Source organism: Lentihominibacter faecis (genome assembly GCF_014306095.1).
GTDB classification, from domain to species: domain Bacteria; phylum Bacillota; class Clostridia; order Peptostreptococcales; family Anaerovoracaceae; genus Lentihominibacter; species Lentihominibacter faecis.
Window position 1 is genome coordinate 1 of sequence record NZ_JACRWC010000080.1, and the last position, 12404, is coordinate 12404.

The 12404-nt window shown below is 49.8% G+C and carries 7 protein-coding genes; all 7 read left to right on the forward strand.

The annotated features are described in order from the left end of the window. The first annotated feature begins 43 nt into the window (after positions 1–43). On the forward strand, positions 44–2431 hold the full coding sequence (locus H8876_RS06385) for a ComEC/Rec2 family competence protein (RefSeq protein WP_249287037.1): 2388 nt from the start codon (positions 44–46) through the stop codon (positions 2429–2431). Positions 2432–2461: 30 nt separating this feature from the next. After that, entirely contained in the window at positions 2462–3523 is a 1062-nt protein-coding gene (gene holA, locus H8876_RS06390) for a DNA polymerase III subunit delta (RefSeq protein ID WP_249287038.1), read from the forward strand. A gap of 352 nt (positions 3524–3875) precedes the next feature. Next, the gene (gene nuoE, locus H8876_RS06395; protein WP_249287039.1) at positions 3876–4394 is read left to right on the forward strand and encodes an NADH-quinone oxidoreductase subunit NuoE; all 519 of its coding nucleotides are present in this window, start codon (positions 3876–3878) and stop codon (positions 4392–4394) included. Between the two features lie 11 nt (positions 4395–4405). Then, on the forward strand, positions 4406–6157 hold the full coding sequence (locus H8876_RS06400) for an NADH-quinone oxidoreductase subunit NuoF (protein WP_346727844.1): 1752 nt from the start codon (positions 4406–4408) through the stop codon (positions 6155–6157). 15 nt (positions 6158–6172) lie between these two features. Beyond that, entirely contained in the window at positions 6173–9682 is a 3510-nt protein-coding gene (locus tag H8876_RS06405) for an FAD-dependent oxidoreductase (RefSeq protein ID WP_249287040.1), read from the forward strand. 760 nt (positions 9683–10442) lie between these two features. Next, the gene (gene hydE, locus H8876_RS06410) at positions 10443–11480 is read left to right on the forward strand and encodes a [FeFe] hydrogenase H-cluster radical SAM maturase HydE (RefSeq protein WP_249287041.1); all 1038 of its coding nucleotides are present in this window, start codon (positions 10443–10445) and stop codon (positions 11478–11480) included. A gap of 92 nt (positions 11481–11572) precedes the next feature. Further along, positions 11573–12404: MBL fold metallo-hydrolase (locus tag H8876_RS06415; protein WP_249287042.1), on the forward strand; the 832-nt coding region annotated here is incomplete at its 3' end.

Here is a 12404-nt window from a genome sequence, read left to right on the forward strand (position 1 = left end):
GTGGGCTCGGAGATGTGTATAAGAGACAGGTACAGCGATCCTGATGGTGTTTTATGTTGTGAGTCTGGTCAATGTCCAGTTATATGAACTGCAAAGGGATCCATTTGCGGAGCTGGAAGAAACCGGGGGAGTTATGACCACTACCGCCACTGGTACGGTCTTGAACAGCAGCATCCGAACTTCCGGCAGCGGGGATGAATATCTGCAGATGACCGTCTGGGTACAACGGATCGGCGAACAGGAAGTTCCCCGCCGCTGGTATGAGAGACCGGTCAGGCTGCTGGTCAAACAGTATCCGGATAGAGGGACAGACTTTTCTGATCTGACTCCCGCTTCACCGGGCACGCAGCTTCGTATCACAGGCAAAGTGGAGCTGCCGCCAGGCCGGCGTAATCCCAACTGCTTTGATTATCAGTTATATTTGAAAACCATCGGGATAGAGCGGGTCATGACTGCGCAGACTATCCATATAAAAGAAGAAAGTCATTCTTTGCAAGGGTGGCTGTTTCAGCAAAAGGAGCAATATCTGCACCAGCTGAAGGGTACCGCTGGAGAGTCCGCAGCAGGGCTGATGCGCGGTATATTGTTCGGCGAAAAAACGGAGATAGAAGAGGATACACTGGAAGAGTTTCAGCGCAACGGGACAGCTCATATCCTGGCAGTCAGCGGACTGCATATCGGGATCCTGTACGGCGTTTTGGGAAAACTCTGGCGAGGAAAAAAAGGATGGCTGTACTTTTGGATGGTGACGATGGTGCTGATCGGATACAGCTTCCTGGCGTCCTTTTCGCCTTCTGTCGTGCGTGCATCGGTCATGATCGTTCTGCATCTGTATGCAAAGGTGCGGCATCTGAGGTACGATCTTGGCTCGGCTTCCTTTGTAGTACTTCTTATGATCCTGCTGAAAAATCCCATGCAGCTGTTCCATACAGGTCTGCAGATGTCGTTTCTTGCAGTTCTGACACTTTCTGCTGCGGCGCCTTTTTTTCGAAAGTTCTATCAAGGTATATTTTTGTCCAGCGGTGTGGTGCAGCTGGGACTTTTGCCGTACACAGCCTATGTGTTCAACTATGTGTCTTTAGCTGCGGTGTTCATCAATGTACCGATTATTTTCCTGGCGGGATTTCTGGTTCCGCTTGGGATCGGAGGATTTGCCCTGAGCCTGATCTTGCTGGAACCGACTGCGGTATCAGGCGTGGATCTTGTTCTCAATGTTGCTTTCAAGCCCGTTATAGAAATCATGGGACAGGCTATAGACGGATTGTGTGGATTGCTGACAAGCTGCAACAGTATGACCTGTATCAAAGGTGTCACATCATTTGAAGTGACAAGTCCGCCGCGCGCATTACTGGCGGGATATTACCTGTTGTTGCTCTTGTTTTTGTCGGAAGAAGGGCGTCTTCTGATCCTGCGGAAACGGAAGAAAGCCGTAGCTGCACTGATTTGTTTATGCCTGGCAGCAGCGGCGATATTCGGGCAGGTGACCGCCACCGGATTTGAAAATGCTTCTATTGTATTCGTGGATGTGGGACAGGGAGACTGCATGCACATCAAGGCGAAGGACGGTAAAAATTATCTGGTGGATGGCGGCGGTAAAATCGATTATGATCTGGGGAAGAAAACGCTGAAACCTTATCTTTTGAAAAACGGTGTGCGACGGCTGGATGGGGCATTTGTCACTCATTTACACACGGATCATTACAAGGGCGTTGCGGAGCTGTGCCGGGAAGGGATGGTGAAGAAGCTGTTTCTTTATGAGGGCAACCGGGATAAGACCGGGCAGATCTGTCAGGAAACCGGGATGTCTGCGGAGGATCTGGTGTTTCTTCGTGCCGGACAGACCGTGTCGCTGGACGATGCGGGCTTTGCAAAGAGTGTGATGAACGATGCGGGCTTTGCAAAAAATATGTCAGAGCGAGTGGAGGTCTTATGGCCGGAAGCAGGAAAAGATGCCGGGACGGCTTTGCAGAAAAGGAGGCAGGGATTCGGTACGGATAACGGGTCGAGTGCCGGAGAAAAGAAGGGGCAGGGTTCTGAAGAAGAGGATGAAAACGAGACCAGTCTGATCCTGAAGATCCATGCGGGCGGGCTGAGTCTGCTGGCGACAGGGGATATCGATGCTGCGTGTGAAGACCGGCTGGCGGCAAAGTATCGGAACGGTCTTAAAACAGATCTGCTAAAAGTGGCGCATCATGGAAGCCGGTACAGCTGGTCGGAGGATTTTGCACGTTATGCAAAGCCGCAGGCAGCAGTGTTTCAGGTAGGGAAAAACAATTACGGTCATCCCAACGGTGAGATCATAGAGAATTATCAGCGAATGAAAGCCGGGATCTGGCGCAACGATCTGCAGGGCGCGGTTGGTTTTTCCTGCCGGCAAGGAGATACGGCAGCCGGTAAAAAGCGGTTAGAGGTTGTCACAATGCTCCCTTAACGGTATAATAAACGGCAGGAGACGAAGATCATGGCAATGGATTATAGAGAAAAAGAACATGCTTTTATTACAATCGAAAAGGATCTGAAAGGCGGGAAAGTCCCGCGTGTCGTGCTTCTTTGCGGCAGCGAGGAGTATTTGATAGAGTGGTATGCGCAGACGCTGATTCGCAGGTATGTATCGGACGCCTGTCGTGCCCTGGATCTGGTGCGTCTGGAGGGGGACAGCCTTACCCTGGAACGGATCAGGGAAGGGCTGGAAACCGTCAGTCTGATGTCGGAGCGAAAGGTCGTTTTCTTACCCGATTTTCTTCCGGCGGCAGGAAAGGCTGTGCGGGGATTCCCGGAATCAGACTGCAAGGCGCTGGCGGAGTACCTTCCTCAGGTGATGGAGGGCAGTATGTTACTTATGTGCGTGCCGGATCAGGAAGAACAGAAACCGAAGAAAAATGTGATACGGCAAGCGGTGGAAAAGTGCGGAAAGGTTTACGATTTTCAGCCTTTGAAGGACAAGCAGCTTCACGGTTTTATCGAAAAGAGACTGAGAGCCAGCGGCAAGAACTACCGGCCGTCGGTGGTCTCGGCGATCATTTCAAACAGCGGCTACGGCAACAAGGCGATCAATTACAGCCTTTACAATCTGGACAATGATTTAAAGAAAGTCATTGCATACAGCGGTGAGGAGATCACGGCCTCTGACGTGAGCGCCGTGCTTTCCGTCAATCCGGAAAACAATGTGTTCGCTATGCTGGACGCTATTGGCAGGAATCGTAAGGACGAGGCGCTGCGACTTCTTTATAATCTTTTGGAATCGGGGACTACGGTATTCAGTTTGCTGCGGATGATCACCGGACAGCTGGAACTGATCCTTTCTATCAAGGAGATGAAGGAGAATGGTATGAATCTGACGCAGGTACAGAAGAAGCTGGGAGTGCACCAGTTCAGGGTGAAGAAAGCGGCTGCTGTGGGTGGAAACTGCTCGGTGAGTTACCTGAAAAATATTTTGTCGGAGGCTTATCAGGTGGATGAGCATATCAAGACGGGACTTTTTGACGGTCAGCTGGCGCTGGAATACTTCATAGCAAAGCTGTAAAGAATATCCATAAATGTACCGCAAACTTGTTCCAAAATGGGAAAGCCCGGATGGATGGGTTTTGCAGAAAAGGCGGGAATCAGCACGGGCATAGAGTTTTAGAGAGTGGAGGCACCTTGGGTGCCTTTCTTTTTTTTCGCAAGATCGTAATGTGAAGTGCGGGGGGCTTTGCATGAAAAGGGAAATGCATGCCGAGAAAACCTACTGGAAAAACCATTGAAATTTAAACGATGTAACTAGTTTTGAAAAAAACAAAAAAACCGATTTGTGTAGTTGCTTTTTTTCAGAACATTTGTTACAATTATTCTGTTCGCATGATATAAATGTAAAATTATTTTTAGGAGGAACTAACATGAGTGAAAAAGGTTGTAACTGCAATTGCGCGCAGAACAGAGCAGCCGAGTTCAAAGATCTCGCGCCTGTACTGGAGCAATATGCAAAAGTGCCGGGGAGTCTGATCACGATCCTGCAGAAGGCTCAGGATATTTACGGCTACCTTTCTTTAGATGCTATCAACTACATCTCGGAAGAAACCGGCATTAAACCTGCTAAGATCTATGGTGTTGCCACTTTCTATGCACAGTTCAGACTGAAGCCTGTCGGCAAGTATCTGATCATGCTCTGCCAGGGTACTGCATGCCACGTTAACGGCTCCGAAATGATCGAAGAAGCCATTTGTGAGTACCTGGACATCAAGGACGGAGAAACAACGGAAGACGGTATTTTTACCTTGAACAACGTTGCCTGCCTGGGATGCTGCTCGCTGGCTCCTGTTATGATGATCAAGAGCGTTGAGGGCGATGAGACTTACGGCAATCTGACGAAGGATTCCGTAAAGCAGATCCTCGGTGAAATCAGAGAAAGAGCTTAGGAGGTGAAGGTGTGAGAGTAGTAATCGGACAGGGCAGCTGCGGTATTGCCACAGGTGCCAAGAAAACGGCTGCGGAATTTGAAAAACAGATCGCAGAAAAGAATATCAGCAATGTAACGCTCGGAGTGACCGGATGCGTAGGTACTTGTTATCTGGAACCGATCGTGGACGTATATGATGACGACGGCAAAATGACGAGATACGTCAAGGTACAGCCGGATAAGGTCGAAAAGATCGTAGAGGAGCATCTGATGCAGCATCAGGTGGCAGAAGATCAGGCCATTACAGAAGAGGACAAGGAATTTGTCGGCAAACAGCAGAGAGTCGTTTTGAGAAACTGCGGTGTGATCAATCCGGAAAACATCGAGGATTATATCGCTGTAGACGGATACAAGGCTATCGAGAAGGTGCTGACTTCCATGAAGCCGGAAGAAGTAATCGAAGAGATCAAGGTCTCCGGACTGAGAGGAAGAGGCGGTGCCGGATTCCCGACGTGGTTCAAGTGGAATGCTGCCAAGCAGAGCCCGGGCAATGAAAAGTACCTGGTATGCAATGCTGACGAAGGTGACCCGGGTGCATTCATGGACAGATCCGTTCTGGAAGGCGATCCGCATTCCCTCATTGAAGGTATGATCATCGGCGGATACGCTATGGGAGCAACTCAGGGCGTGATCTACTGCCGTGCGGAGTATCCTCTTGCGATCAAGAGACTGGAGATCGCTATGGCTCAGGCCAGAGAAAAGGGCTTCCTGGGCAAGAACATCTTCGACAGCGGATTCGATTTCGATCTGCGGATCAAGGCTGGTGCCGGTGCATTCGTATGCGGTGAAGAAACAGCTCTGATCGCATCTTTGGAAGGTGAAAGAGGTATGCCGCGTCTTAAGCCTCCTTTCCCTGCTGCAAAGGGTTACTGGCAGAAACCTACGGATATCAACAACGTAGAAACACTTGCGAATGTTCCTTGGATCATATATAACGGTGGGGCTGCTTTCGGTTCCATGGGTACAGAAAAGAGTAAGGGCACAAAGGTATTTGCACTGGCCGGCAAGATCAAGAAGGGCGGCCTGGTGGAAGTTCCGATGGGTCTGACGCTGCGCGATGTTATTTTCGGTATCGGCGGCGGCATCAAAAATGACAGAGAATTCAAGGCTGTTCAGATGGGCGGACCTTCCGGCGGATGTATCCCGGCTGAGCTTATCGACACGCCTGTAACGTACGAAGATATCAACAAGACAGGTGCTATCGTAGGATCTGGCGGTATGATCGTAATGGATGAAGATACCTGCATGGTAGATATGGCAAGATACTTCCTGAACTTTACGAGAGACGAATCCTGCGGTAAGTGCAACTACTGTCGTATCGGGACCAAGAGAATGCTGGAGATCCTGGAAAGAATCACAGAAGGCGAGGGAAAAGATGGCGACATCGAACTCCTGGAAGAACTGGCCGGCAAGATCAAGGACGGCTCCATGTGCGGTCTCGGACAGACAGCTCCAAACCCTGTTCTTACGACGCTGAAATACTTCCGCAATGAATATGAAGATCATATTTACAACAAGAAGTGTACGGCTGCATCCTGCAAAGCACTCATCTCTTTCAGCATCAACGATGCCTGCAAGGGATGTACGTTATGCGCAAGACACTGCCCGGTTGGTGCGATTTCCGGCAAAGTCAAGGAAAAACACGTTATCGACCAGGATCTGTGTATCAAGTGCGGCAAGTGCTTAGACACATGCAAGTTCGGCGCGATCGAAAAGAAATAGGGAGGAGGAACAACAATGGAAAAATTTAAACTGAATATCAACGGCAAAGAAGTCAAAGGACTTCCTGGCCAGACTATTTTAGAAGTTGCCAGAGAAAATGACATCTTCATTCCGACTCTCTGCTACGATGAAAGAACGAAGATCTACGGATCCTGCGGCATCTGCATGTGCGAGGTGGAAGGCAATCCGAAACTGTGCAAGGCATGTGCGACGGTAATCGCTCCGGGCATGGTGATCCGTACAAATACTGAGAGAGTTATCGAATCCAGAAAGACGAACCTGGAACTGCTGCTTTCCAATCACACGGGAGACTGCAGACCTCCATGTGTACTGGCATGTCCGGCACAGACTGACTGTCAGGGATACGTTGGTCTGATCGCAAACGGGGAATATGAAGCAGCTCTGGAACTGGTAAAGGACAAGATCCCTCTTCCGGCAGCACTGGGAAGAGTTTGTCCGCATCCATGCGAAGAAAAGTGCAGAAGAGGACTGATCGACGAACCGGTCTCCATTCAGTGGCTGAAGAGATTCGTTGCTGACAACGATCTGATGGGAGAGGAAGCTTTCATTCCGGAATGTGAACCGGCAACTGGCAAGAGAGTCGCTGTTATCGGTGGTGGTCCTATGGGACTTTCTGCTGCATATTTCCTGCGTCAGAAGGGTCACGATGTGACTATATTCGAATCCATGCCGAAGGCTGGAGGAATGCTCCGTTACGGTATTCCGGAATACAGACTGCCGAAGGAAGTTCTGGATGAAGAGATCCTGACCATCGAAAAGATGGGCGTGGAGATCATCACAGACACTAAGATCGGTGTAGATATCCCGTTTGAAACAGTTCGTGAAGACTTCGATGCTGTTTTGCTGGGAATCGGTGCATGGATCTCCACAGGCGTTGGATGCAAGGGCGAAGATGCTGACGGTGTGATCGGCGGTATCGACTTCCTGCGCAAGGTAGTAAGAAACGAAGAAATCGAACTTGGCGAAAAGGTTGCGATCGTCGGCGGTGGTAACACAGCCATGGACGCTTGCAGAACAGCTGTAAGACTGGGAGCCAAGGAAGTTTACAACATTTACAGAAGAACCAAGGATGAAATGCCGGCTGACATGGTGGAAATCGAAGAGGCGGAAGAAGAAGGCGTGATCTTCAAGAACCTGACCAACCCGATCGAAGTCATCAAGGATGAAAACGGCCATGCCAAGGAAGTCGTTCTGCAGGTTATGGAACTGGGTGAACCGGATGCTTCCGGAAGAAGAAGACCGATCCCGGTAGAAGGCAAGACGGAAACCATCGCTATCGATACGATGATCCTGGCAATCGGACAGGCTGTTGATGCTTCTATCTTCGATTGTGACAAGACGAGAAAGAATGCGATCGCATACGATAAAGAAACGTTCATGACCAGCATGCCTGGCGTATTCGCCGGCGGAGACTGCGGTAACGACAAGATCTCTATCGCGGTAGAAGCGATTGCTGATGCAAAGAAAGTATCGGAATCTATCGATGCATACCTGGACGGCGAGATCATCCGCTACGAAAAACCTTACTTTGTAGAAAGAGACGACATCAACGAAAAGACTTTCGAAGACAGAGAAAGAGAATGCAGACCTGAGATGCCGCAGCTTTCCGCAGAAGAAAGAAAGAACAACTTCAGCGAAGTTATTCCTGACGGTTACACGGCAGAGCAGGCAGAAGCTGAAGCTTCCAGATGTCTGGAATGCGGATGCCACGATTACTTCGAATGTAAGCTGATCGACCTGGCTCATCAGTACGATGTGAAGCCGGACCGCTTTGCAGGAGATAAGAACACTATCGAATTCGAAGATGATCATCCGTTCATTGTAAGAGATCCGAACAAGTGTATCCTGTGCGGACTGTGTGTAAGAGTCTGCGATGAGATCATGGGCGTAGGTGCGCTGGGTCTGGTACACAGAGGCTTCGACACAGTGGTTAAACCGAACATGGGAAAACCGCTGATCGAATCCGGATGCGTATCCTGCGGACAGTGCGTCAGCGTATGTCCGACGGGCGCTTTGCAGGAACGTACTACGATGATCAAGGAAACTCCGGTAGATACAGTGGAAACTGACACGACATGTTCTTACTGTTCCGTAGGCTGCAGTCTGAAGCTGGAATCTTACGGCGACATGCTGATCAAGGCGAACCCGGACAAGCAGGGAACTGTTAATGCAGGTCTGGCTTGCGGAAAAGGTAAATGGGGATTTGACTGCTCCATGCTGGAAAACAAGCTGGAAGAACCTCTGATCAAGTCCGGCAGCGACTTCCGCGAAGCTGACTACCACGAAGCTCTGGTACTGATCGCTAAGAGATGTCAGTCCATCGGCGCGAAATACGGAAAGGACGCGATCGGCGTTGCTGTTTCCGACAGATATACCAACGAAGAAGCATTTGCTATCAAGAAGATGGCTGAAACTATGGGTGCGAAGATCTTCTCCATGAACAACAGAGCAAGCGGTATCGCTGACGTTCTGGGATTCGATGCTTCCCCGAACACTATCGATGAACTGCTTTCCACGAATATGATCCTGGCTGTTGGATTCAATACAACGGACAATCCGGTGATCGAGCTGAAGATGAAGCAGGCTGCGGAAGCAGGAGCTAAAGTCGTTTTAGTAAATCCGGAAGATTACGTGCAGCACATTGATTTCCTGAACAAGGCTGTCTACACGAAGAACGATCTGAGCTTCCTGAAAGAGGTCGCAAAGGCAGTTGTTGACAGCGGCAGGGGTGCAGGCGTTGACGGCTATGAAGAGTTCGCAGCAAGCGTTAAGGATGTTACGGCAAGTGATGATGCAAAGGCTGTCGCTGACATGTATCTGGAAGCGAAGAAGGCTATGATCGTATTCAACCAGAATCTGATCACAACAGAAGCAGCTTCTCTGCTGGCTGATATCGCTCTGGTAAGTGGACACATCGGTACACCGAGAGACGGTATCCTGCAGGTCAAGGCGAAGAACAACTCTCAGGGTCTTGTTGATCTGGGAATCACAGCCGGTGCAGAAGAACTGGAAGGGGTAAAAGCCCTGGTAGTCTTCGGTGAAGAGGCTGATATCGATACAGATGCCCTGGAATTCCTGGCAGTAAGCGACACGCACATGACAGCTCTGGCTGCTAAGGCGGACGTTGTGATCCCGGGAACTGGATTCGCATCAACAGATGGTACCTACACCAACACGGAGAGAAGACTCCAGCTGGTACAGGCTGCCATCGAAGAAGATGTGGAATTGGCAAACTGGGAAATCGCTGCTGAGATCGCGCACGTATTCGAAGTGGATTACGAGTGGGAAAACACAGAAGATATCTCTGTTGCCATGAACGATGAAGTTCCGGCTTACAAGTATGCAGTCGTAGACGAAGTTCTGGGCGGTGTGCTGAAACCGGCAGATGATGCAAGACTGGCTGTGATCGGCGATGCCAAGTTCGCAGATCCGATCAAGTGTACTGACAGTCTGATGAACGTCATCGTAGAAAGACTTCCTAAGCCTGCAAATCCGACAGCGTAAGGAAATGTTGGACTGATCACGGTGCAGATCGTCAGCAAGGCGACGGAATGTAGTTTTCTGTAAACTAATGCTTTGACGGTGCAAGCTGTGACAGAATAAAACACGAAATAAAAGAACAGTCTTTCGGCAGAGTGAAAATGCTCTGCTGAGGGGCTGTTTTTTTGTGGGAAGGGTGGCGGAGAGCGAGCTGATAGGTGCCGGCAAGCAGTGGAGTTTGGAGGCGCTTTCAGGTTAATTGTCTATAATTCATGGAATAAAGATGAAATCTCCGTCGGACATTAAAAATAACGTGAATGCTTTTGAGAGTTATGCTTGGGGATAGTTTTCGCCGGGGAAGCAGGATTTGGAACAGTAAAAATACCACGATTTTCATTTAGATGGAGTCACAGGTTATTCGCAACGGTTTTTTACGAGATATATGCGAGATATACAGGGGTCATGGCTGTAAAAACAGTGATCATGATACGATTACTATCCTGAGCGAGGTGTAACACCTGCAATCAGGGTATTTTTTCTGTTAGGAGTTTGTTTGGATCAACATATAATATCCTAACAAGCTTTTCAGGTTAGAAATAGGATATTCTATCTCAACGTCCATTGAGTCTGCGGCATTTCCTCACTGAAGTCTCATGAAGAATACTTCTGCATCTTCTCAGCGAGAATCCCTGCGCAATCTCTTCCTTTCTCGCAAGTTCCGTGATAAAATAGCTATATCTGCAATCTGCAGATTCACAGCAGAAATGGGGTAATGGAATACGATATGAGCAAATTGATCGAACAGTTACGAGAGAAAAGAAACTTGACCGATGAGCAGCTGAAGGAATTGATCGAAACGGATGGTTACGACAAGGAGCTGTTTGCTTCGGCAGTGGATATAAGAGAAAAAGCTTACGGCAGAGATGTGTATATCCGGGGGCTGATCGAGATCAGCAGCTACTGTAAAAACGACTGCTATTACTGCGGGATCCGCAGGAGCAACGAGAAGGCGCAGCGGTACCGGCTTTCTGAAGAGGAGATCCTGGAATGCTGCGTGACCGGTTACGACTTGGGTTTTCGGACTTTTGTGCTGCAGGGCGGTGAGGATCCGTATTTTACGGACGAGCGGATCTGTGACATCGTAGGAAAAATAAAGAAACGATTTCCGGACTGCGCTGTGACGCTTTCACTGGGTGAAAAGTCCCGGGAAAGTTATCAAAAGTATTTTGATGCAGGCGCTGACCGATACCTGCTCCGCCACGAGACGGCGGGAGCGGAACACTATAGGAAGCTGCATCCGGCGGAGCTTTTGCAGGAAAAACGGATGCAATGTCTGCGGGATCTGAAGGAAATCGGATATCAGGTCGGATCGGGATTTATGGTGGGATCGCCATATCAGAAGACAGAAGATCTCATCAGCGATCTGCGCTTCTTACAGGAGCTGCAGCCGGATATGATCGGGATCGGTCCTTTTATTACCCATCAGGATACGCCGTTTCGGGAGTTTACCAGCGGAGAACTGACTCTTTGCCTGCGGATGGTGGCGATTTTAAGACATCTGTTTCCGGAGGTGCTTTTACCTGCGACGACAGCGCTGGGTACGATCCATCCAAGCGGGCGTGAACTGGGTCTTTTAGCCGGAGCCAACGTGGTGATGCCGAATCTGTCGCCGGTTGGCGTGCGGGAAAAGTACAGTCTTTATGATAATAAGATCTGCACAGGTGAGGAAGCGGCGGAATGCCGCGGATGCCTGGAAAACCGTGTGGCATCGGCAGGCTTTCAGATCGTGGTGGATCGGGGCGACCGGAAGAATTTTAAATAGAGGCGAAGGCAGCCGATATATGCGAGGTACAGCCCTCGCAGGATCCGGGCCATGAGAATGCCCGCACAGATATGAAAACTCAGGAGGAAAATGTGAAGGACGATATCGAAATATTTAATGTGTTTGGGGATGGTTTCGACCGATTCGCGTTCCCGGGAAAACAGTACCGTGTGACGGCGGGACGCGGCGGCGAAGCGATCCTCATCATAGGAAGCGAGAAGACTGCGATCATTGATTGCGGCATGGCTTACTGCGGCGGTGATGTGGTAAAAAATATCAAGGACAAGTTGGCGGAGGAAGGACGGAACACGCTGGATTTTGCGTTTCTGACTCATTCTCATTACGATCATATGGGAGCGCTTCCATATATCCGGCGGGCTTTCCCGGAGGTGATCGTATACGGCAGCACACACTGCCAGGAGATTTTGCAGCGACCTAATGCAAAGGTGCTGATGAAGAAGCTGGGGACTGCGGCGCGGGATCTTTATAGGCCGGATAGTAAGGAAGAAATCCCAGTAGATGATCTGGCGGTGGATATAGCACTGAAAGACGGTGATATGGTTAGCCTGGGAGATGAAACGATCCAGGCGATCGAGGCGAAGGGACACACCGATTGTTCCATGGCTTATGCGCTGGAGCCGGACGGGATACTGTTCACCAGCGAAAGTACGGGCATAGTAGAAGCCGGGCTTGCTATCAATACACCTATTTTAAAAAGCTTTGCAGATGCCATGACGTCTCTGGAAAAGTGCAGGGGATACGGTGCGAAATACATCTGCCTGCCTCATTTCGGACTGATCCCGCAGGATTTCAATGAGGAGTACTGGATGCAGTTTCAGCAGGGCTGCGAAGACAGGATACAGATGGTGCGAGAAATGAAGAAAGAAGGACTTGATGCGGATCAGATGCTGGAGCGGTATCGAG

What these genes read in the sequence shown, in the direction of transcription:
- nuoE (WP_249287039.1), top strand. Translation starts at nt 3,876, where the DNA reads ATGAGTGAAAAAGGTTGTAACTGCAATTGCGCGCAGAACAGAGCAGCC.
- hydE (WP_249287041.1), top strand. Translation starts at nt 10,443, where the DNA reads ATGAGCAAATTGATCGAACAGTTACGAGAGAAAAGAAACTTGACCGAT.
- H8876_RS06405 (WP_249287040.1), top strand. Translation starts at nt 6,173, where the DNA reads ATGGAAAAATTTAAACTGAATATCAACGGCAAAGAAGTCAAAGGACTT.
- H8876_RS06385 (WP_249287037.1), top strand. Translation starts at nt 44, where the DNA reads ATGGTGTTTTATGTTGTGAGTCTGGTCAATGTCCAGTTATATGAACTG.
- holA (WP_249287038.1), top strand. Translation starts at nt 2,462, where the DNA reads ATGGCAATGGATTATAGAGAAAAAGAACATGCTTTTATTACAATCGAA.